The 23,260-nt window shown below is 46.1% G+C and carries 20 protein-coding genes; 14 read left to right on the top strand and 6 right to left on the bottom strand.

Annotation, left to right across the window (positions count from 1 at the left end):
* Positions 1-17 precede the first annotated feature (17 nt).
* From ACX0G9_RS07010 to ACX0G9_RS06985, 6 genes are all read left to right on the top strand, one after another.
* On the top strand, positions 18-317 hold the full coding sequence (locus ACX0G9_RS07010; protein WP_459064158.1) for a winged helix-turn-helix domain-containing protein: 300 nt from the start codon (positions 18-20) through the stop codon (positions 315-317).
* A 76-nt stretch (positions 318-393) separates the two neighbouring features.
* Entirely contained in the window at positions 394-801 is a 408-nt protein-coding gene (locus ACX0G9_RS07005; RefSeq protein ID WP_459064157.1) for a hypothetical protein, read from the top strand.
* 150 nt (positions 802-951) lie between these two features.
* On the top strand, positions 952-1,341 hold the full coding sequence (locus tag ACX0G9_RS07000; RefSeq protein WP_459064156.1) for a diacylglycerol kinase family protein: 390 nt from the start codon (positions 952-954) through the stop codon (positions 1,339-1,341).
* A 64-nt stretch (positions 1,342-1,405) separates the two neighbouring features.
* The gene (locus ACX0G9_RS06995; RefSeq protein ID WP_459064155.1) at positions 1,406-2,113 is read left to right on the top strand and encodes a DUF1361 domain-containing protein; all 708 of its coding nucleotides are present in this window, start codon (positions 1,406-1,408) and stop codon (positions 2,111-2,113) included.
* Between the two features lie 98 nt (positions 2,114-2,211).
* Positions 2,212-3,513, top strand: coding sequence for a cell envelope integrity protein CreD (gene creD, locus ACX0G9_RS06990; RefSeq protein ID WP_459064154.1), 1,302 nt, complete (start codon positions 2,212-2,214; stop codon positions 3,511-3,513).
* Positions 3,514-3,625: 112 nt separating this feature from the next.
* Entirely contained in the window at positions 3,626-4,270 is a 645-nt protein-coding gene (locus tag ACX0G9_RS06985) for a pyridoxamine 5'-phosphate oxidase family protein (protein WP_459064153.1), read from the top strand.
* A 13-nt stretch (positions 4,271-4,283) separates the two neighbouring features.
* Here the strand turns inward: ACX0G9_RS06985 and ACX0G9_RS06980 are convergent, their stop codons facing one another.
* Positions 4,284-5,186 carry a LysR family transcriptional regulator gene (locus ACX0G9_RS06980; protein WP_459064152.1) on the bottom strand — a complete coding sequence of 301 codons (903 nt, stop codon included), beginning with the start codon at positions 5,184-5,186 and terminating at the stop codon, positions 4,284-4,286.
* A 96-nt stretch (positions 5,187-5,282) separates the two neighbouring features.
* On the opposite strand from ACX0G9_RS06980, the gene ACX0G9_RS06975 reads away from it, so the two are divergent.
* A complete protein-coding gene (locus ACX0G9_RS06975; protein WP_459064151.1) occupies positions 5,283-6,527 on the top strand; it encodes an MFS transporter in 1,245 nt (414 codons plus the stop codon).
* Here the strand turns inward: ACX0G9_RS06975 and ACX0G9_RS06970 are convergent.
* Entirely contained in the window at positions 6,506-6,805 is a 300-nt protein-coding gene (locus ACX0G9_RS06970; protein ID WP_459064150.1) for a HigA family addiction module antitoxin, read from the bottom strand. The two genes, ACX0G9_RS06975 and ACX0G9_RS06970, sit on opposite strands and share 22 nt — an antisense overlap.
* 9 nt (positions 6,806-6,814) lie before the next feature.
* Entirely contained in the window at positions 6,815-7,048 is a 234-nt protein-coding gene (locus ACX0G9_RS06965; protein ID WP_459064353.1) for a type II toxin-antitoxin system RelE/ParE family toxin, read from the bottom strand.
* Between the two features lie 197 nt (positions 7,049-7,245).
* Between ACX0G9_RS06965 and ACX0G9_RS06960 the strand changes: the two genes are divergently transcribed.
* The 5 genes from ACX0G9_RS06960 (at position 7,246) to ACX0G9_RS06940 (ending at position 15,691) form a co-directional block, all read left to right on the top strand.
* Positions 7,246-7,632 (top strand): VOC family protein, encoded by a 387-nt coding sequence (locus tag ACX0G9_RS06960; RefSeq protein WP_459064149.1) that lies wholly within the window; start codon positions 7,246-7,248, stop codon positions 7,630-7,632.
* A gap of 137 nt (positions 7,633-7,769) precedes the next feature.
* The gene (locus tag ACX0G9_RS06955; RefSeq protein ID WP_459064148.1) at positions 7,770-10,412 is read left to right on the top strand and encodes a glycoside hydrolase family 95 protein; all 2,643 of its coding nucleotides are present in this window, start codon (positions 7,770-7,772) and stop codon (positions 10,410-10,412) included.
* Positions 10,413-10,561: 149 nt separating this feature from the next.
* Positions 10,562-11,635 carry a dipeptidase gene (locus ACX0G9_RS06950; RefSeq protein WP_459064147.1) on the top strand — a complete coding sequence of 358 codons (1,074 nt, stop codon included), beginning with the start codon at positions 10,562-10,564 and terminating at the stop codon, positions 11,633-11,635.
* A gap of 205 nt (positions 11,636-11,840) precedes the next feature.
* Positions 11,841-14,300 (top strand): ABC transporter permease, encoded by a 2,460-nt coding sequence (locus ACX0G9_RS06945; RefSeq protein ID WP_459064146.1) that lies wholly within the window; start codon positions 11,841-11,843, stop codon positions 14,298-14,300.
* A gap of 89 nt (positions 14,301-14,389) precedes the next feature.
* Positions 14,390-15,691 (top strand): Xaa-Pro dipeptidase, encoded by a 1,302-nt coding sequence (locus ACX0G9_RS06940; RefSeq protein ID WP_459064145.1) that lies wholly within the window; start codon positions 14,390-14,392, stop codon positions 15,689-15,691.
* A 9-nt stretch (positions 15,692-15,700) separates the two neighbouring features.
* Here ACX0G9_RS06940 and ACX0G9_RS06935 read toward each other — a convergent pair whose 3' ends face one another.
* On the bottom strand, positions 15,701-19,225 hold the full coding sequence (locus tag ACX0G9_RS06935) for a hypothetical protein (RefSeq protein ID WP_459064144.1): 3,525 nt from the start codon (positions 19,223-19,225) through the stop codon (positions 15,701-15,703).
* A gap of 111 nt (positions 19,226-19,336) precedes the next feature.
* On the opposite strand from ACX0G9_RS06935, the gene ACX0G9_RS06930 reads away from it, so the two are divergent.
* A complete protein-coding gene (locus ACX0G9_RS06930) occupies positions 19,337-19,978 on the top strand; it encodes an MBL fold metallo-hydrolase (protein WP_459064143.1) in 642 nt (213 codons plus the stop codon).
* 26 nt (positions 19,979-20,004) lie between these two features.
* On the opposite strand, the gene ACX0G9_RS06925 is transcribed toward ACX0G9_RS06930, so the two are convergent.
* Positions 20,005-21,540: an oligosaccharide flippase family protein gene (locus ACX0G9_RS06925; protein ID WP_459064142.1), complete on the bottom strand. Its 1,536-nt coding sequence runs from the start codon at positions 21,538-21,540 to the stop codon at positions 20,005-20,007.
* A gap of 194 nt (positions 21,541-21,734) precedes the next feature.
* Here ACX0G9_RS06925 and ACX0G9_RS06920 point away from each other — a divergent pair, with 194 nt between their 5' ends.
* Positions 21,735-22,307 carry a hypothetical protein gene (locus tag ACX0G9_RS06920; protein ID WP_459064141.1) on the top strand — a complete coding sequence of 191 codons (573 nt, stop codon included), beginning with the start codon at positions 21,735-21,737 and terminating at the stop codon, positions 22,305-22,307.
* Positions 22,308-22,315: 8 nt separating this feature from the next.
* On the opposite strand, the gene ACX0G9_RS06915 is transcribed toward ACX0G9_RS06920, so the two are convergent.
* On the bottom strand, positions 22,316-22,984 hold the full coding sequence (locus ACX0G9_RS06915) for a response regulator transcription factor (protein ID WP_459064140.1): 669 nt from the start codon (positions 22,982-22,984) through the stop codon (positions 22,316-22,318).
* Positions 22,985-23,260 lie beyond the last annotated feature (276 nt).

Raw genomic sequence — 23,260 nt, 5'->3', positions numbered from 1 at the left:
GGTTAACCCTGAACGGAATGAAGAATCCCATTGGAAATCTCAATAAAGTGTTCGACAGCCGCATCCGGATGGGGGTGATGAGCATCCTGTTGGTGAATGAGGAGATCAGCTTTAACGACCTGAAACAATTATTGGAGCTCACGGATGGTAATCTGGCCTCCCACCTGATCAACCTGGAAGAGAATGGATTCATAAAGGTGCACAAGGGGTTTATCGGAAGGAAAACGAATACGACCTATTCGATCACCAGGGCAGGCGAAAAGGCGTTCAAGGAACATATAGAGGCCTTGGAAAAAATGATAAGAGGAGTAAAATAATTTTTTTTGCCCTAACACTTTGAAATACAAAGCACTTTTATAAAATTAATACAGACAAAAGAAAAAAACAAACCACATGCAACAAGCAAACTCTGAAAGGAGAACGGCACCCTTCTCTCCCTTTTTATCCGGTTTATTAGGCATCACCCTGCTGTTACCCGGAACCTATTTTATCCTGGCTCTGCTGGTCAGGATCTGTTTTGGTTCCACCACGCTGTATTATACCATGGCCCCTTCCTTTCTCCAATCCCCCTTTAACCTTTTTGCCTGGCATAAGGCCCAGGTAATATTTGGCAGCCTGCTACTGGCCATTCTGCTCAATGTATTGGCTATCCTGCGTTTCCGGCTTCAACGCGGGAATAAAGGAATGGAGGTGCAGGTGTCGTACAAACGTAACTGGCTGAATACGGCCATTGCCCTGCAAAGCGGGTTGCTTTTATTGGTGCTGGTGATCTATATGCTGATACAGCATGTGCGGTATTAGGTTTGCCATGCTTTAGGGTGAAAATGTCGCATGTCAAACCTAATACTTTATGCGTCGCGGAACAGCCGGAAGATGCAGTGAGTTTTCTTAAATTGGTCAACTTTCCGTCGTTACCAGCGATAGTCTAAAATAAACAAATTATTGCCAAATATGAAGCAGCAAAAATTTTCAATAAACAGCCGTGCAAAAAGTTTCACCTATGCCGGAGCGGGCATCGTCCAATTTCTTCGCATGGAACATAATGCCTGGATCCATCTGGCGGCTACGATATTGGTGGCGATCGCCGCCTGGTTTTTTAAAGTGACGGGTTTGGAAGCAATAGCGCTTGTTTTCGCGGTGGGCCTGGTTTGGGTGACAGAGATGCTGAATACCTGCCTGGAGAAAATGGCTGACCTCATTACGGCAGAAGAACGACCCGAAATAAAATTTATAAAGGATCTTGCTGCCGGTGCTGTACTGGTCGCAGCAATCACCTCGGTGATCATAGGCCTTATCATATTTATTCCCAGGATGGCGGAATTTTTAAGCAAGCTCCGTTGAAAATAAATCATCCATATAAACCATCCGTTGAGACTAAAATAACGAAATCTAAAAAACAGATCCTATGCGTACTGCAGGCAGTTTATCCTTAAAATCCCTTAAAGAAAAAAAGCTGGTTTTGTTCCGCACGGAAATGGATCGCCTGCTGGCCCTCTCCATTTTATTCAGCTGTCTGCTGGTGGCTGCCAGGATGATACATACGGGAAGATCAAATTTTTTATTCCTGACCTGGAATCTTTTTTTGGCTTATGTGCCTTATTTTATTTCCACACGTCTTTCCTATTGGAATTTTACAAAGAAAGGCAAACCGCTGCTGGCCTTTTTCTTCCTGGTCTGGCTTTTGTTTATTCCTAATTCTTTTTACATTACTACCGATCTTTTTCATCTGGCCGATCATCTCAATGACCGGCAGGCTCCCCAATGGTTTGATCTCGCGCTAATCCTTTCCTTTGTCTGGAATGGCCTCTTCCTGGGTATTTTGTCCATCCGGCAAATGGAGAAAATCGTGCATCCTACCCTGCCTGCTCACAATGAATTATTTTTTCTATATCCGGTCATGTGGCTGAATGCCCTCGGGATTTATATCGGCAGATATCTTCGGTATAACAGCTGGGATGTGATCACGAGCCCATTCCAATTGTTCGGCGATATCACCCAGCTCATTTTACATCCGTTGCGCAATCAATATGCCTGGGACATGATCTTTTGTTTTTCCATATTGATGACCATCATGTATCTGATGCTTAGAAAGATAAGCAAGGCACTTGCCTGAAAGGCAAGCATGAGGCCGATTTGCTATCCTAACCAACGCCTCAAACCTGATCCATAAATAGGTAACTCCAATTCTTAAACTCTTACACCTTAACCGACATGGAAAATATACTCACTAACTTCTGGGACCGCAACAAGATCATCCTGAAAAGCTTTTTGATCGGGTTCCTGATTCTGTTATTGCTGATACCCACTTTTTTTATTCAAAGCCTGGTTTCTGAAAGACGGGACAGACAACGGGAGGCTGTAAATGATATCAGCTCCAAATGGGGAGCTGCTCAAACCATCACCGGACCGGTGATCGGCATCCCGTATACCGAACCGGTTACTGAACTGGGAAATACCAAAGAAGTAAAGAAATGGGCTTATATCCTTCCTGAAAAATTAGGAATCCATGCCCATATTGTTCCGGAAAGACGATACCGCGGGATTTACCAGGTGATCGTCTATTCGACGGAATTGGAGATCAAAGGCGCATTCGACAGTCTCCGGTTGGGCGAATTAAATATTCCTGCCGACCATCTGTTATGGAATGAAGCGGCGTTGTTCTTCGATATCAGCGATGTCCAGGGATTAAAAGAGGACATGACCCTGCATCTTTCAGGGGCCGATCTGGACATGATGCCCGGTAAATTTGCCAATGACCAGTTTAAGAACGCTCTCAGTGCTTCACTGCCTGCTTTTGTGGCCAGTTTTCACGATCGGCTGGAATTTTCCGCTACCGTAAAATTAAAAGGATCTGGCAATCTTTTATTCGTCCCTTCCGGTAAAGAAACCAGGGTTGAAGCTTCCTCCTCCTGGCCCGATCCCAGTTTTTCCGGAAGTTATCTGCCTGATGTCAGGACTGTGCGGGATAGCGGTTTTGTGGCAGATTGGAAAGTGTTATACCTGAACCGGAAATTTCCACAGCAATGGAAGGACAGGACCTATGACCTGACCGAGGCAGCTTTTGGGGTAAGCCTGATCCTGCCCGTAGATTCCTATCAACAGATCACCCGGAGCGTGAAATATGCCATACTGCTCATACTGCTGACCTTTACTGCTTTCCTCCTTATCGAGTGGATCTACAAGCGGACGATTCATTCGCTCCAATATGTACTTGTGGGTTTTGCATTATGCCTGTTTTACACCTTGTTATTGTCTTTTTCGGAATATGTTGGTTTTAACAATGCCTACGGTATCGCTGCACTGGCCACGATCCTGCTGATTGCCTGGTATGTGAAAAGTATTTTACGATCGACCAGGATGTCAGCGTTCATACTGTGTTTATTAGCGGTCCAGTACGGGTTCATTTTTACCCTAATCCAATTACAGGATTATGCCTTGTTGCTGGGAAGCATCGGTCTTTTTGCCACATTGGCCATCGTCATGTATTTTTCGAGAAAGATCCAGTGGGACTGATCCTTTTCATTATAATGTCGGATTAATTCAATGACTGACTGGACTACCGTTTTTTTCACGCCTGGACGACAATAGGAATTGGGAAATGTAGCAAATTTGAAAAAAAGAAATTATGGCTAAGCCCCAATCACCCTTAATTCCCAGCCGCCTGGCAAAACGGGCACATTTCGATCAGGATACGATCCATTCCATTCTGGACGAAGCACTCTTTTGTGTGGTCAGTTATGCAGTGGATAACAAACCGTATAGTATTCCAACGGCATTTGTACGCTATGGCGATAAGATTTATATACATGGTTCTGTGGGGAGTCATTTTATGAGGGAGCTGGAAAAAGAAATACCCGTTTGTATCACTGTTACTCAAATGGATGCCCTGGTCGTTGCGAAATCTGCCTTTCACCATTCCATGAATTACCGATCCGTGGTGCTCTTTGCCCAAGGAGAAAAGATCGATGACCCCATCGTAAAAACAGAGATGTTCCAATGGCTTACCGACAAAATGGTCCCGGGCAGCTGGAATTATCTCCGGCCCATCAAGGCAGGTGAAGTTGCCAAAACAATGGTTTTAGCCTTTAATATAACAGAGGCTTCTGCCAAAGTCCGTTCAGGAATGCCTGTAGATGAAGAAGAAGACCTTTCGCTTCCGATATGGTCGGGTATCCTACCGCTGGAGACCAAACGGGCTACACCCCAACCGGATGAATACAGCCGGGATATTACATTGCCGGTTCACCTTTCAGAAAATATGGACAGATAAATAGGAACCTTCCTTAAATAGAAGCGATCTCTTTCACGAATAGGCCTTCAATCTGCCCGATCTCCTGGGCAAACATGGTTTTTTTCCGTTTGCCGAAGTATAAAGTGTTTTCAATGACATTATTTCCTTCCCACGCAAGCATTAATTCCCCGGTCTGTAACTCCTTCCTGCATAAAAAATCCGGGATGATGGCAAAGCCTTTTCCGTCGGTCATACATCGTACGATGGAGCATTTATTGGGTACGATATAATTTGGTTTGAAATCAGGATGTTTATTAAAATTCAGGTGCCAGAACCGCCGGAGGTTTTCCATATCTGCGGCGGTGCTATACCATATCTGCTCTTTAAGCCAGGATTCCGCTTCCGCGATTTTATTCTTTTTTATTAATGCTGAGAATATCGAATAGTCCTGTTCGCCCCCGGCTACCAGGACTATTTTTTCTTTTGAAAAGGGATCGTATTCAAGATTGGGTTGATTTCCTTTTTTGGGCGTAACGATCAGATCCAGTAACCCGTTATCCAGGTCTTCCTGCATTTCCGGATACTCTCCGAATTTTATGCTCAGGTTAAAGGGCAGAGAAGAGATATGCTGCTCCAGCGTAAATTGAAAAGTTTCGAGACACATCCCGATCGTAATAGTGGATTTATTGGTGTCGGAGCTTTTATGAAAATGATCCTCTGCCTCCCCCAGTTTGTTAATGGCTTCTAAAATAAAATTGTAGAGCATTTTCGCTCTTTCAGTAGGTACCATTTTTCGCGCAGCCCTGTCAAATAATTTATACCCAACGTAGGCTTCCAGGGAATTTAAATGAAGACTTACCCCGGGTTGTGAAATGAACAGCGTTCGGGCGGTGACCGTCAGAGAGCCGGTCTCATAAATCGTTTTAAAAGTACGGAACCACTCCAAATTAACCATTTTACTATCATTTTAATGATGTAAAACTACTATTTATATAATTATGATTATAGTTAACGTCGGTATAAATTTGCAGTCTATAAAACCAATAATAACATGCATTACGGAAATACAGAGCTGGAGGCAGGGATCGGAACAGTCGCCATACCAGTTAAAAGAGGGTTGCCTGCAGCCCTATGGGCATTGACAATCAGCGCATTCGCTATTGGAACCACGGAATTTGTCATGGTAGGGATATTACCTACCGTCGCACAAAGCCTGAATATCAGTGTATCTGCAGCGGGGCTGCTGGTCACCTTATATGCTTTGGGTGTGGCCATCGGTGGGCCGGTCCTGACAGCCCTCACCAGCAAGGTCCCCAGAAAGCCCTTGTTGATCTTTTTAATGGGATTATTCATAGCCGGGCATATCGCTTCCGCCCTGGCGCCCACTTTTATTACCCTGCTCATTGCCCGTTTTGTTTCAGGCTTTGCTCATGGAGTATTTTTTGGAGTAGGGGCCACTATCGCAGCCACCCTGGTTGCTCCTGACAAAAAGGCAACGGCTATCGCTATCATGTTTGCCGGACTGACGGTTGCCATCATTGTGGGTGTTCCCTTAGGAACCTTTATCGGTCAGCATTTCGGATGGCGGTCAACGTTTGTAGCCGTAGCCATATTAGGCACGATTGGTTTTATTGCCAATCTTATCCTGCTTCCCAATACCATTAAAAATGAGAAAACGGTAAAGATCCGCGATCAGTTGAAAGTGCTTAAGAGCAGACCTATCCTGGTTGTGCTGGGTATTACTGCATTTGGTTATGGGGGTACCTTTGTAACCTTTACCTACCTGGCCACCATGCTGGAAAAAATTACCGGTTTTTCTTCCGGTTCGATAAGTTGGCTACTGCTGGTATATGGCGTGGCAATAGCCCTGGGAAATATAGTAGGAGGAAAAATTGCCAACCGTGATCCGGACAAAGCCCTGGCGCGGATATTAATCCTGCAGGTGCTGGTTCTCTTCCTGTTTACTTTTACCGTTCATTTTAAACTGGCGGCCCTCATCACCTTATTCTTTATGGGTGGATTATCATTTTCATCCGTCCCGGGATTACAATTGTATATCGTTCAGCTGGCGCAAAAATACCTGCCGGGTACGGAAGATGTGACTTCCGCATTAAATATAGCCTCCTTTAATGTCGGTGTTGCTGTAGGAGCCTCGGTTGGAGGGCTTGTAGTTGATTCGGCGCTGGGCCTGGAAGCAACGCCCTGGATCGGAGCGTTGCTGGTCCTGTTAGGTTTTGGCCTTGCCGTTTACAGCGGCCGGATGGAAAGAAAAGGTCATGCAGCCGTAGCGGAATAATGTTTAATATTATTAAGTTCTGCTTCGCTGGAGATTTTTTCTTCCTCCAAATCAAAATCATCTTGCAAACCAAGCCAGAATTTTGCGGTGGTTCCGAAATAAACCGATAACCTTAAGGCCGTTCCAGCGGTAATCCTTCTGTTTCCTTTCACGATTTCCGATATACGGGTCTGAGGTATGCCTGTATCTTTTGCAAGACGATAGGCCGTAATTTGTAAAGGGATGAGGAATTCTTCCTGTAAGATCTCCCCTGGGTGAATGTTTTTTAATCTTTTCATAATGCTAAATTAATGGTAATCTATGATGGCTACTTCGAACGAGTTGTTATCTTTCCATTTAAAAATAACTCTCCATTGGTCATTGATTCTTATGGAATAATAATCTTTCAGATTCCCACTTAGTTTTTCGAGCCGGCTGGATGGCGGAATTTTCAAGTCACTTATGTTTTGGGAGTTGTTTAGCATTCTCAATTTCCTTCTGCCAGTTTGCTGAATTTCATTTGGTAGTTTATTGATTCTCACCCCTTGCCATATTTTCTCTGTATCTTTTAATCCCCATGATAAAATAATACTAACGTTTTGCGTTACTGATGCCAAAGATCAGTATTTGCCTGCATATCCATTTAAAAAATAAAAGAATAATTTAAATTCCTGTAACTTAATGATATTCAATAGTCATTGCAGGCATAGCCTTTGCAGGTATAAAAGAAAAAAATAGCATGTTTACCAATACAAAAGCATTCAGCGGATTTTCCGTCGACAGCATTGAAAAAGCTAAGCAATTTTATGGCCAGGTACTTCAATTGAAAATTACCGAACAAATGATGGGTGTGATACAACTAAATATTGTCGGGGGAGCAAATATCGTTATTTATCCAAAACCAAATCATACCCCTGCCACCTTTACGATCCTCAACTTTCCCGTGGACAATATCGATACGGCAGTGGATGAACTGAACAAGCGGGGAGTTGTCTTTGAACAATACGATTACGAGAGTTTAAAGACTGATGCAAAGGGCATTTCCCGAAATGGAGGACCTTTGATTGCCTGGTTCAAAGATCCGGCCGGTAATATTTTGTCCGTAATAGAAGAGAAGGGTAAATAGGTCACAATTTCATATGGCCGGTATTTTGTTCATATAGATGGTGTTTTGGTTAGATTACCTTAATAGTCGGTTAAAAAGAAAGCAAAGTTGCTGGATTAAAAACGATTACTTTAAGGACTCTTATAATGTAAACGATTATGCCAAAGCTCCTTCTTAACATTTCAAGACCCTTGCTGCACTTTTCAAGACCTCTGCTACTCAGTTTTTTGGTTGGATCTTTATCAGCCGGAACCTTTAGCGGTGTTTTTGCGCAAAAGAATGCAACCGATCCAAACACAATGATCGGTGCGGGCAGCACCAGCCATTCAAAAAATCTTCAGCTATGGTACACTCGTCCTGCCGAAACCTGGACGGAAGCGCTGCCGGTGGGTAATGGCCGTCTGGGCGCCATGGTTTTTGGGAAGGTGAGCGAGGAACTGATCCAGTTGAATGAAAGTACACTATGGTCGGGTGGGCCTGCAAGAACCAATGTCAATCCGGCAGCGCCAGGTTTTCTCCCGCAAATAAGGGAAGCTTTATTGCAAACGGAAGATTATCAAAAGGCGATAGAACTGGCCAAAAAAATGCAGGGACCGTTTACGGAATCTTATATGCCACTTGGCGATCTGTTGATTAAACAGGATTTCCAGGACAGCTCCTGTTCGGCATATTACAGGGACTTGAATATACGTGATGCAATTACGACGACCCGGTTCACCATCGATGGAACGGAATATACCCGGGAGATTTTTATTTCTGCACCGGACCAGGTGATACTTATCCGCTTATTGTCCGGAACGTCCGGCAAACTGAATTTCCTGTTGACGACCAGGAGCCAGTTACCTTTTCAAAACAGTGCATCCGGCAAGGATGAATGGATCATGGACGGCAAGGCTCCCGTGCATGCCGATCCCAGCTATTATGGGGGTAACAAAGAGCCCATCCTGTATCAGGACCCGTCCGGCTGTAATGGCATGCGTTTTCAATTACGGGTAAAGGCTTTGTTGAAAGACGGTACTACTGCAGCTGAACCTTCGGGGATCCGTATCAAAAATGCATCGGAAGTTATTTTACTTTTATCAGCAGCAACCAGTTTCAACGGTTATGATAAATGCCCGGATAAGGAGGGTAAAGATGAGAAGGCATTGACCGCAAACTACCTGGAGAAGGCGATGAAGAAATCTTTTCCGACTTTGCTCAACGACCATCTTGCCGATTTTCATTCTTTTTTCGACCGGGTCTCGTTTGAGCTGAAGGATAGTACAATACGTACAGATAAAGTTGTTCTTCCCTCCGATCAACGTTTAAAATCATATTCGGATGGCGCCTATGATCCGGGTGTTGAAACCTTATATTTTCAGTATGGTCGGTATTTATTGATATCCAGTTCCCGTCCCGGCGGTACTCCTGCTAATCTGCAGGGCATCTGGAACAAGGAATTAAGGGCGCCATGGAGCTCGAATTTTACGATCAATATCAATACGCAAATGAATTACTGGCCCGCAGAGGTGACGAATCTGCCGGAAATGCACGCCCCCCTTTTCGACCTGATCAAAGAACTCTCGGTGACCGGAAAGACCACTGCGGCGCAGTATTACAATATGAAAGGATGGGTGGCACATCACAATACGGATATCTGGGCTCTCTCCAATCCTGTCGGTGATGGAAGACAACGTATCGGAAACGGAAACGGGAGCGGTTCGGTTACCGGTGATCAGGAATCGGGAGGTCATGGAGATCCCAGGTGGGCGAACTGGGCGCAAGGGGGTAATTGGTTATGCCGGCATTTGTGGGAACATTATGCTTACACGGGGGATAAACAATTTTTACGGGAAACAGCCTATCCCCTGATGAAAGGGGCGGCAACGTTTTGTATGGCCTGGCTGGTCACGGATAAAAACGGCTGGCTGGTTGTAGCGCCTTCCGTCTCTCCTGAAAATGTATTCAGTTACGCAAAGGATAAAGTATCCGATATCTCGGTGGCAACCACAATGGATATGTCGATTGTCTGGGATCTGTTCACCAATCTTATAGAGGCTTCCTCGGTATTGGGAACGGACTCGGCCTTCCGCAATCTATTAATCGCTAAAAGAAAAAAACTGTATCCGCTGCATATCGGGAAAAAGGGAAATCTGCAGGAATGGAATAAGGACTGGGACGATGTGGAAGTGCATCACCGGCATGTATCCCATTTATTCGGTCTCTATCCGGGACGTCAGATCGCACCGCTTACCACTCCGGATTTTGCAGCTGCCGCCCGAAAGGCGTTGGAGATCAGGGGGGATGATGGTACAGGCTGGAGCAAGGCATGGAAGATCAATTTCTGGGCAAGGCTATTGGATGGAAATCATGCGTATCTGTTGTTACGGCAGTTGCTGCATGCCACCAGCGAAAGCGGATATGATTATGCGCATGGCGGAGGTACTTATCCAAATTTTTTTGATGCCCATCCGCCTTTCCAGATCGATGGAAATTTTGGAGGTACGTCAGGCATGGCGGAAATGCTTCTGCAAAGCCACCTGGGATCTGTGCAGTTGTTGCCTGCACTACCCGATGCCTGGAAGGAAGGGCATGTCATTGGCCTGAAAGCAAGAGGTAATTTTGAAGTGAGCATGGACTGGAAGGATCACAAGCTGAAAACTGCGACCATCCGGTCACTCATAGGAGGAAATTGCAAGATAAGGACCACCCTTCCGGTTCAGATAGAGGGGAAAAAAATAAAATCGATCCCGGACGGAAAAGACTTTCTGTTGATATTGCCAACCCAAAAAGGAGAAAAATATACCCTGACCGCCTTGTAAAAAAATTATTTTTCGAATGTTGTAAAATCACACAACCGATTGAGAAACCATCTCAATCGGTTGTGTTGCGTTAGGACCTGCCCACGGCATTCTCCTCTCTTTTTTTATATCGTAATTGTTCTAACCTTTAGTATAAAATTGAAAAACCCATGTTAATTATCGATGCACATCTTGATCTGGCTATGAATGCACTGGAATGGAACAGGGATCTGACCAGGCCGGTGCAGGATATCCGTTTGCGCGAAAAGGGGATGACCGATAAGCTGGACAGGGGCAAAGGCACCGTTTCCCTGCCCGAACTGAGAAGGGGAGGAATTGGGTTGGTGGTAGCTACTCAAATCGCCCGTTTTGTGGAAAAGGGTAGCCATTTACCGGGATGGCATTCTCCTGAACAGGCCTGGGCACAGACCCAGGGACAGCTTGCCTGGTACAGGGCAATGGAAGAAGCAGGTGAAATGGTACAGATTACCGGACTTGCCGGGTTGGAACAGCATATACAATTATGGAATGATTCCTTTCAGCCGGATTATACAAAGAAGATCGGCTATATCCTTAGCCTGGAAGGTGCCGATTCCCTGATTGATCTTTCTTATCTCGAAAAAGCATACCGGTATGGGTTAAGGGCTCTTGGTCCTGCTCACTACGGAGCAGGGCGCTATTCTCCTGGTACGGGAATGACCGGACCTTTTACGCATAAGGGGATTGATCTATTGAAGGAGATGGACAGGCTGAATATGATCCTGGATATTACCCATCTGACCGATGAGGCATTCCGGCAGGGCCTGGATCTGTATAAAGGCCCTGTCTGGGCCAGTCATCATAACTGCAGAGCTCTTGTTCAGCACCAGCGGCAATTATCCGATGATCAGCTGAAGGCCCTCATTGAAAGAGGTGGGGTAATTGGCGGAGTTCTGGACGTATGGATGTTAGGCAATGGCTGGGTTCGGGGAGAATCGGATCCCCGGGAGTCAGGGCTGTCACTGGAAATATTGCTGGATCACTACGACCATATTTGCCAGATTGCGGGGAACAGTAATCATATAGCTATTGGAAGTGATCTGGACGGGATGTTTGGCAAAGAACAATCACCTTATGATCTGGAAACCATTGCCGATCTGCGGGGTTTGGAGCCGCTACTTCAAAAACGCGGTTATGGCCACTCCGATATAGAAAATATATTTCACGGCAATTGGCTTCGTTTTCTACGTAAGGCCTGGAGGTGAGAAGGAATAATTCATGGGATAGATAATCAAAGTGTGAGCGGTATTATGGCATGACAATTCTTTAGGGAGTCCGGAACAGGACGGTATTGTATCGTTTCCGGTCAGTAGCATTCGTCGATCCGGTATTTTTAATAGTGATTATCAATAGTTTATTAATTTGGTCTGTCCTTGGCTATAAAAGATGAGGACCGTAAAAATGTAAACTATGTTACGTAGTTATCTCCGGATTACAGGGCGTTACCTGTCCAGAAATAAGATCTATACTTCCATTAATGTCCTGGGTCTGGCGCTGGGTATCTGTTCGTGCCTGGTTATCTTCCTGATTACCCGGTTCGAGTTTGGTTATGACCGGTTTCATCCCGATAAGGAACGGATATACCGGATCGTGGGTGATCATCTGGGGGACGGAGGAGAACATCACAAGTTCGGTTATGTGACCGATCCTATGGCGATGGCAGCAAGAGCGGAATTGTCAGGTTTCGAAACGGTGGCCGGTTTTTATAATTATTATGCGAAAGTTACGATTCGCAATAATCAAATAACTGTCAAACAATTCGAGGCGCCCAAATGGGGAACTCCGTCGGATATTGTTGTGGCAGAACCGCAATACTTTGAACTTTTTAAATACCGGTGGCTGGCAGGAAATCCGGCCACCGCCCTCAACGAACCATTTAAAGTGGTCCTTACCGAAAAAGAAGCCCAAAAATATTTTGGCGAGGGGTCCCCCGATCAGTTTGTCGGCAGGCAGATAGCCTATAATGATTCTTTATTGATGACCGTTTCCGGTATTGTAAAAGACTGGACCCAAAATACGGATCTGAATTTTAAGGATTTTATTTCTGTCAGCACGGTTGCGCATAGTTCCCTTAAAAATGACATCGATCTCTCGGCCTGGGGTATGTGGAATTCAACCACGCAGGTCTTCGTCAAACTGGCAAAGGGCGTTTCACCTGCACAGGTTGAACGTCAGTTCCCGAAATTCCTGGCGGGGCATTCGAAAAAGGAGTGGGGTAATAAGACGAAATTGGCTTTGCAGCCTTTGTCCGATCTGCATTTCAACGCAGATTATACGGACGAATATGCCAGGAAGGCCCATTTGCCTACTCTTTATATGTTGTTAGGTATAGCCGGATTTATCCTCGTCATTGCTGCGATCAATTTTATCAATCTCTCTACCGCTCAGTCTATTCAACGGATCAGGGAGATCGGCGTGCGTAAAGTTTTAGGCAGCAGCCGGGGTTTGCTGATCGTTCAATTTCTGGGCGAAACGTTTATCCTGACCTGTCTGGCCGTATTTATTTCTATTTTATTGGTAAACCCGGTACTGACCGCCTTTCGTGCCTATATCCCGGACGGAGTTTATTTCTACATGAGTGATCCTTATACGTTGATTTTCCTGTTAGGCCTGACCTTGTTTACTTCTTTACTGGCCGGTTTTTATCCGGCAAAAGTCCTGTCTTCTTATTTACCGGCCCTAAGTTTAAAGGGGCAAGGCCTGGCAGCCATTAACCAGAAAAGTTACCTGCGCAGATCCCTGATCGTTTTCCAATTCACGGTATCCCTGCTTTTTATCATCGCAACACTGATCGTCGGAGACCAGATCCATTTTATGTTGAATAAGGATATGGGGTTTAAAAAAGATGCCATTATTAATCTGCAGACAGGATGGAAAAACCCGGATAAAAAGAAGGTCCTGGAAGAAAAGATCAGCGCATTGCCAGAAGTCTCCCTGGTATGTACCAGTGAGGGTACTCCGGCAGCTACCGGCCATAGAGGCACTGACCTTGTTTATCAGGGAAAGACCCAGGTCAAACTTAAATCCGAGATGCATATTGCCGATGAAAATTTTGTGCCGCTTTATGAACTCAGGCTGATGGCTGGCCGCAACCTGCATCATAGTGATACGATGACCGAAGTGCTCCTGAATGAGGCCAGTGTTCGTGGCCTTGGTTTTAAGAAACCGGAGGATGCTATCGGGCAGATGGTGGAGAGTGGCCAGAAGGATCGAATGGGGCAAGGTAAATTACCGATCGTAGGGATCGTGGCGGATTTCCATTCAAAATCCCTGCATGAGCGGGTCAGTCCGGTCTTTATTACCTCTAATTCGGAGGGTTCCCGGGTCATTAGTGTGAAACTGGCAACCCGGAACAAGGGAGCGGCTGATTTTAAGACCGCCCTTGAGAAGATTGAAAAATTCTGGAAGGAGGTTTACCCCGACGAAAAATTCGAATATAGTTTTTTTGATGAGACCATCGCCACTTTTTATTCCAAAGAGCAGAAGACCGTCCGCATCATAGATACCGCTATGTTTATTTCCATTTTTATTTCCTGTATGGGATTGTTCGGGCTGATCACCTTTACTGCCAAACAAAGAACCCGTGAGATCGGGATCAGAAAAGTCATGGGAGCCAGTGTTTCGGGCATCGTATACCTGCTCTCCAGGGATTTTGTCAAATTGGTGGTCATTGCGATCCTGATCGCCTCTCCCCTCGCTTATTATTTTATGCAAAAATGGCTGCAGGATTTTGCCTACCGGGTGACTGTCAGCTTGTGGACCTTTGTAATGGCAGGGATGGCTGCCCTGTTTATCGCACTGGTTACCGTGAGTTTTCAGGCCATTAAGACGGCGAGATCCAATCCGGTTAATAGTCTGAGGGCGGATTAGAAACAGGCCTTCAAATAGTAGCTATTAAAGAGAATGCATTATCTCAAAAGCCCTTTTTTAGCTTATATTCATGTACAAAACTATTGCACATGAGAACCCTCTTTTTATGCTTAGGCCTTTTGGGCCTGCTCCAAACCGGATTTGGGCAAACCGCTGCCGGCAAATCAACCATCAAAGTCATTAAGGCAGGCAGGCTCCTGGATACGGAACACGGTACCGTATCGGAAAATGTCATGATCCTGATCGATCATGACACCATCAGGGCCGTAGGAAAAAATCTTCCGGTCCCTGATTCAGCCCTTGTAATAGATCTTAGCCAGTTCAGCGTTCTCCCCGGTCTTATCGACTGCCATACGCATATAACGGGACAGCCAACAGGAGATTATTATGGAGATATTTTCCGCCGCACGGCGGTGGACGATGCCATTACTGCCCATATATACGCCTTGCGTACCCTGCAGGCCGGGTTTACCTCCTGCAGGGACGTAGGCGCCAGGGGCTTGGTTGATATTGCCTTACGGGATGCGATCAACAGGGGAGATGTTCCCGGGCCCCGTCTTTTCGTAGCAACCCTTTTTATCGGTTCTACCGGCAGTCATGGTGATCTGAATGGATTCTCTCCCTATATCAGCTGGAATGAAGGACCTAAAGAACTGAGCGGAGTGGCCAATGGAGTGGAAGGGGTTCGCAAACAGGTGAGGTTCAATATCAAATATGGTGCGGATGTAATAAAATTCGGCGCGAGCGCAGGCGTTTTATCGGAGGAAGAAAGCGTGGGAGCGCCTCAGTATACCCAGGAAGAAATGAACGCCATCGTGGATGAAGCGCATCTTTGGGGAAGAAAGGCCTGCGCACATGCCCACGGAACCGAAGCGATCAAGATGGCCGTTAAAGCCGGTGTAGCCTCCGTCGAACATGGCAGCCTGCTTGACGATGAGGCTATTCAATTGATGAAACAACGGGGCACCTACCTGGTAGCCGATATTTATAATGATGATTATATAATCAGCGAATACGGACGATTAGGGTTTCCCGAAAAGATCCTGAATAAGGAAAAACTGGTAGGAAAAGCCCAGCGGGAAAGTTTTCACCGGGCAGTGCTCGCCGGTGTAAAGATCGCTTTCGGGACGGACGCCGGCGTATACCCGCACGGTTGGAATGCCAAACAATTTTTTTATATGGTGAAATTCGGGCTTACGCCTATGCAGGCTATTCAGGCGGCAACGGTGAACGCCGCTGATCTGATCGGTAATCGCAGGATCGGTTGTATCCGCCCGGGTAATTATGCGGATATCGTTGCCGTAAAAGGCGATGTGTTAAAGGATGTGACCGCCCTCGAAATTATTCCCTTTGTTATGAAAGGCGGGATCATTTACAAGAACATCCAGTAATTCTCCACCTTAAAAATCCACACCCATCGACACATTCATCACTGGTTTATTTCCGAAGAAGGTATTCATCTGCCATCCTGCGTCAAACCGAAGGAAGTAGCCCAACAAAGTACTGCGGGCGCCGAAACCGTAACCGCCGGCAAAGGGACCAATTCCCCCGGCCCTGATATTGACGATCAGGTTAGGGCTGTTCTGCTGATCCTGGTAACTTGCGGTGGGACGGGAAAGGCCTCCTGCTTTACCATTCCAGGCAGTGCCCAGATCGACGAACTGGACCAGTTGAAAATTGCGCAGGAAGGCATTATTGATAGGCTTATTGAATAAAGTGGAAAAGACGGGTAACCTCAATTCGCTGTTGATGATCAGGGCATTATTTCCATTGGCCACATTTTGATTGAATCCTCTCAGGTTGACTGCCAGGGATTGATAGGCATAACCGGAGTTTTGATCAGGCGTTGGTAATTGGTTGGCTTTTGGGAACAGCCATCCATCTGTACCTCCAAGATAATAAAGAACCTTGTGATTACCCCAGGAAAAATCACCCGCCGCCCGGACAGCCCAGATAAAATTCCTGTAAATGGGCAAATAATTTCTGGCGTCGAAACCAAAATTGTAAGTGTATTTTCCTTCTCCTGTTCCCTTGGTCGTGTTCAACTGGGTATTCCAGTCCATGTAGGCTTTATAACGCAATCCATTAAAGATATTCGTCGCCTTCATGATCGAATTATCGTAAACATATTCCAGATGCAGCAAACCATAGGTCTGTTTGTTCTGCGGCGGCTGAACAAGGGCAAAGGAATCTGCCGTGGTCCCGTCAGGTCTCAATATTACCTTATCCGTACGTATACCGAAGCTCATCCGCAGGCTTTTCACTTTGTCAAAAGGATATTTTACGATGGCCTGCCAGAGATTGGTGTAGGATTTTGCATCGAATTGATAGCCATTTCCCAGTTTTTCATCCGAATAGGAGCCGGTTTCGGTCTCTCGGTAATAAACAAAGGAATAGTCGAATAATTTTTTCAGATAATCCACACGGGCGAACCATTCACCGCTGCCGTCAAAAAAGGATCCGCTTCCCGGAGTGAAAATGGCGGTTCCCTGAGGTGCGATCCCGGATGGGCTCGACCCGCCTCCGAAAAAGGGCAGACGCATCGCGCCGGTAAAACGGATATCTTCGAACAAGTCGAAGATCGATGCTTTGAGCATGCCGCTGAAGGCATCGGCCCCGCCCATATTGATCGGAAGGGACCCGGTATAGGCCTGGTAGCGGCTTACCAATACGTCATTATTAAAGCCGGCGGAAAAATTATCCACCGAGAACTTTAATTTATAATCAAAGAGTTTTGCTTTTTTCAGGACGGGTTCTTCTTCCCTGGCTCCCTGGGGTGGCCTTATCTCAAAAGGGTTGGCGTCCGGGTGACGATTGCCAGCGGTAGTGGTGTCTTTCCGGTCTTTGTCGAATTCGCTCTCGAAGAAATCACCGGACTGTTGTTTCCTGGCAGAGTCCGAAACAGCCCGCTGTTTGGGCGGCAGCGTCCCTGCGCCCGCAACCAATGCTTCGGAAACAGTCCTTTTCCGGTAGTCGGTCATCCGTGCCGTTAGATTACGTTTTTTCAGCGCGGCATCATCCACTTTCAGTTTATACAGGAATTTAAGATCCCCTTCTTCCCTTACTTCGCTGACCTGGCCGTTATCACCGGCGCTCTTGGTTTCAGTAAGACCGCTCTCGTAATTGGTGATCGGGAAAATATAAGAGGAATCATTGGTGATCGAAAAGGTATATACGGTATCAGGGTCCTGTTTATGTGCGGCCCTCAGCGTGGAATCCAGGTCTTTGGGTTCCGGATTATGCAGAAGGTCGTCCCCTACTTTATAAACCGTATCGATGCCTGCTCTTTTGGTGGTAAAAAAACCGGCATAACGGTTGGCGATTCCATTCTCATCGCTGACAAAGGTGAAATGGTTGTTATTATATTGGGTGGCATAACGCGCATTTCCGTACTTCAGAAAGGTCAGCTGAGAGATTTGTTTGGCCTCGCTGTTATTCCAGTTGTCCACCAGGAATACATTATAATGGTAATTGGACGGCAGAACGGTATCGCCTGTCTTTGCACGGCCCGATGGCCGGTTGGAGGAATAGAGGATCCCGGTTTTGTTGGGGAAGGCCACAAAAGAGGGGTCGAGATCGTCATAGACATCATTGGTGATCTGCTGGTATTCCTGTTTGTCCAGTTTATAGGTATAGATATCCGATTGCCCGTTCCTTACCGCGCTCATCAGCAGCGTATTGTTATCCAGCATATATTTCATATCCTGTACCTGGTCGAAATCCGGGAGGTCCTGGGTAATGACTTTATACTTTTTGATAATATCATAGACAAAGAACTTCACTTTGCCCCGGTCCCAGTACATGACGGTAAGCCGGGTGCCTTTATTATCCCAGGCCAAAAGGGGATAGCGGGGATTGATGTGATTATCATACGACCGTACCCCATTGCGCAGAAGAACCTTTTTGTAAATGAAATTTTCGTAGAGAGTCACGGTGTAAATCCCGCGTTTGTACTCCACAACTGAATAAGTCTGGCTTTTGGGGGCCGGGTTGGGGGAGAAATGAAAGAAATCCTTGTGATCGTTGATATCTTCCACCACCGATACCGTTCCTTTGGGAAAGTTCCGGCGGCCCCGGATATCCTTATCGAATTTTTCTTCTTCCTCTGCCATAAAATCCTTCAGTACCTCTTTGAATTTCTTTTTGCAGATCCGCAGAGAGGCATTATTGAGATTCCGGTAGACTCTAGACAGGTAGAGGAAATAGGTGACATTCTCTTTTTTATACTTGTTCGCCAGGTAATACCAAAAGGCATGACCGGCCAGATTGGGCTTTTCAAAGGCGAATTGATAGAAATTCTTATAACGCCCGGAAAGGATGGCTGATTTCAGCTGATCGTCCAGCAAGGTATTCCAGTTCTCACCGGCATATTCGATATACCCGTCTGTCAGCCATTGAGGAAGATCCAGGAGTGCCTGGTTGGTAGCGAATTCACCCAGATCATCCCCGAAAAGGATGTTTTCCACCAGGATTCGGGCAAGACCCTGTCTGATCTGGATACGGAGGTTGTTATGGTCACCGTTAAAATAGACCACCATCTTGTTATTGACCAGTTTGGTAATACCTCCGGTGGTTTGCCAGTCAAGGCTGAGTCCGATATTGGATTGTTCCAGGTCATTGAATGAATTGTAAATGACGATATTTGCCCTGCGTTGCAAGCCATATTCCACGAATTGTTCGATGCCCGGAAGTTCCTTTTCTGCCAGCTGGCAAACATATTTTCCAAGAGCCTGTCCGCCCTGATTGAAATAAGCGTTAAAATTGGGAGTTTGGTAGTATTTCCACTTGAAATTTTTAAACTGAAGCCGGTTTTTACCGAATTCCACCGTATTCACCTGGGAGAATCCCTGCTTGGTGAAAAAGAAAAGTCCTAGTAAAACCCAAAAAAAATATTGTGACTTCAACCTGATCTTGTGAACTTGCATACCCATTCTTTAGAGTTTTAAAGTTATAACAATCCCTAATACCGGTGAAATTGATTTTAATCGCAAAACCAGGCTCTCCAAATACTTAATGTATCACTAAAATCAATCCGCATGTTTACCATAAAATCTTTCGAATTCAACCCTGTACAGGAAAACACATACGTGCTATCCGATGAAAAGGATGCCTGCTGTATCATCGATCCGGGCTGTTATTTTGGCAATGAACGTGCCGGATTACAGGAATATATCGAACAGCAGGGGCTAAAGCCTGAAATACTCCTGAATACCCATTGCCACCTCGACCATGTGTTTGGTAACAAGTTTGTCTATGATACCTGGAGCTTACCGCTTCACCTCCACGAAAAGGAGAAACCTGTTTTGGAAAGTGCTCCCGAATGGGGCCTGAGATGGGGCCTTCCCTTCGAGAACTACCGGGGAGAGCTGATCTTTCTGGAGGAAGGGCAGCAGGTGGCCCTGGGAGTCAATGAATTAAAAGTCATTTTTCTCCCCGGCCATTCGCCGGGCAGCATCGGGTTTTACAGTGAGGCGGACCGGTTTATCATTGGCGGGGATGTACTTTTCCGGGGGGGTATCGGGCGAACGGACCTGCCCGGTGGCAATCCGGATACTCTTCTACGCAGTATCCGGGAACAATTATGGATTTTACCCGATGAAGTGGTCGTCTACCCCGGACATGGGGAACCTACGACCATCGGATGGGAAAAAAGGAACAATCCGTTCCTTCGGGCATAACCCGGAATTAGCTTGCAGTTCTTGTCTCACCGCACAAACCTCCCGATATAGGGCATTCGCTGGAATTCCTTCTTTTCGATCCGGATAATGAAAAGGGTATACGCGGCCGTAAGCAGGGTGGCCAACCCGATACTCAGGGTATTATTATGCCAGATCCCGGTGATGGAATGATGAAGGAAATAGACCAGGGCGGCAATCACCATATAAGACACCAGCTTTTTCCAGGCGTAGGGGATGCGGTAGACCTTTTGGCCCCAGGTGAAGGAGATCACCATCATAATCCCATAACACAGAAAAGTCGCCCAGGCCGAGGCCATATATCCCCAACGGGGAATGAACAGATAATTGATGACCAGGGTGATGGCGGCTCCGATTAGGGTAATATAGGCTCCCGGCATCGTTTTTTGTGAAAGTTTGTACCAGATGGACAGGTTGTAATAGATCCCAAGGAACATATTGGCAAACAATAAAATGGGAACCACTTTCAGCCCTTCCCACATTCGGGGATCCCTGATGAATTGTTTCCAGATATCCAGGTACAGGGCTACGAAAAGGAACATCAGGCAGATGGTGATCACAAAGAACTTCATTACCCGGGCATAGGTCCGGGGGGCATCCTGCTCCAATGACTGTTTAAAGAAAAAGGGTTCGGCGCCCATCCTGAAAGCCTGTACGAAGAGAGAAATGAGTATGGACAGTTTATAACAGGCGCTGTAAATGCCTACCTGGAAATTGGCATCGTTCATGGATAACGGCAGGCGTTTGGCCAGCATGATCCGGTCAAAGACCTCATTGATCATTCCCCCGAAACCGGCAACGGTCAGGGGAAGGGTGTAGATCATGATCTCCTGCCATAATTTTTTATTTAAGGTCCAGTGAAACTGCCTGAGCTGGCCGAACAGGGCAAACACCTGGAAGAGGCATTGGGCCAGGTTGGCAATCAATACATACCCCACGCCGAAATGAGGGTTGTAGAACAGCAAAATGCTGCTGTTAGGGTTCGCCTTTACCAGTTTTGGACAGACAGACAGGAAAAAATAGGCAAAGGCTATATTCAACAGGATGCCGACGATCCGGACCATGGCGAATTTCCTGGGACGGTTCTCTTGCCGGAGTTTGGCGAAGGGAAGGGCGGACAGGGCATCGGAGGCTATAATAAATGCACTGATGGTAATATATTCCGGATGATCGTGGATATTGATAAAAGTGGCTATCTGACGGCGAAAGACCAGGATCAGCAGGGTGATCAGGGCGGTACTGATCAGCAGCGAACTGGTTAGCGTGTCATAAACGTCCTTTTCATATTCCTTTTTCTGGATAAAACGGAAATAGGCCGTTTCGAACCCGAATAAGATGAGCATATTCAAAAAAGGAATCACAGAATACACCAGGCTCATTTCCCCGTACCCGGAAGTTCCGATGAATTTCAGGGTCAGGTAAGGGGTCATTAAATAATAGAGGAAACGAGCAAAGATCGAACTTGCTCCGTACCAGATGGTTTGCCCGGCTAATTTTTTTATTCCACTCAATTCTACCCTTAGTTTTAATTCAGTTATTGACAAAAATAATCCTGTTAAGGGGATATTGGAACGTGGGAAAAGAATATTTTGTAATTTAATTCTTTTCCCACGTTCGTTAATGTCATTCGAACTCCGTTCGTTATTAACGATGAAATTTCAAAATAATGTATATTGAGAGTAGTTATCGGACCGGACAAATCAATTACGCGGCCTTGCCCTCCTGACAAAATAGCTAAATGGATACATTCGGACATATCAAATCGGTCATTGTTATTATTTTGGGTCTCAGCATCGCCAAACTGTTGCAGGGCGCCGTCAGGCTCATCCAGCATCCAGGAAGGACCCGTTCTTACTGGGTGCACCTGCTATGGGCATTATATATATTTTTATTGCTGATCCATTTCTGGTGGTGGGAGTACAGGCTAAAGACCGTATCCGAATGGTCCTTCCAGGCTTATTCTTTTGTCATCCTGTACATCACTCTTTATTATACTCTTTGCGCCCTCTTATTCCCGGATGACGTCAAAGATTACAATAATGATTATGAAGCATATTTCTATTCGCGGAAAAAATGGTTCTTTGGGGTGCTGGCGGTTACTTTTTTGGCCGATGTCATCGATACCATCTTAAAGGGGAAGGACTATTTCCTGCAGGCGACCTGGGAATATCCCATACGGAATACGGTCCATTTTCTGTTTTGCGTGACGGCGATGTGGGTTTCCAATAAACGGTTCCATGCGGCATTGGTGATCTTCTTCATCTTATATGAACTTTCCTATATCCTGCGGTTATTCGATACGGTATCCTGAAGCCGATCTTATTTGATATCCAGCTCGTTGATTAAGTTATTCTTTAACGCAAAAACGACAACCCCTGCAGTATTTTTTACGTCCATCTTTTCCAGGATCCTGGTTCTGTACCCTTCTACGGTGCGTTTACTGAGGAAAAGCAATTCTCCGATCTCCTGGGCGGTGTTTTGTCTGCAAATAAGCCGGATGATCTCCCTTTCCCTTTCCGTGAAAGGGGAACCCGTTTTTTTCTTCTGAGGATCGAACTTGCTTTTGACGATGAGGGAGGCGAGACGGGCCGTGGTATGTCTGCAATAAAATATATTGCCTTCATAGACGGTATGGATTGCTTCCAGGATCTCTTTTTTGTCTGCGTTCTTTAGCAAATATCCTTTTGCGCCGGCTTCCAGCATTTCTACAATGAGGTTTTCTTCTTCGAACATGGAAAGGGCGATGATCTTCAGATTGGGATTGTCCTTCAACAGGAGCTTGGAGGCGGCAATACCGTCGAGCAGGGGCATCTTGATATCCGTAAGAACGACATCCGGCTTTTTTTCTTCGACCAGCCGGAGTAATTCTTTTCCATCCCCAGCCTGACCTACCAGGACAATGGCGTCCTGTTTGGACAACATAAGGGCGAGACCGTCCCGAAAGATTTCATGGTCGTCTGCGATTATCAGGCTGATACTATTTTTCATGAAGGAAGGGTGCCGGCATTTTCAAAGGTGATTACCCCTGAAAGGCAGCAGATCAAAAATAGTATTTATTTTGGGCCGGGGGACAAATTTTAACAATGGATCCAGGCACACCTAAACGGATCACAGATCCGTTAGCCGAAGGCTCATCAAACAGATAGTTGGTGTTCCGGGTATAAATTTTGGGAAAATACCCGGACACCACCTAAACGGATCACAGATCCGTTAGCCGAAGGCTCATCAAACAGATAGTTGGTGTTCCGGGTATAAATTTTGGGA

The organism is Flavitalea flava (assembly GCF_054461575.1).
This window is presented reverse-complemented; position numbering and strand designations above follow the sequence as displayed.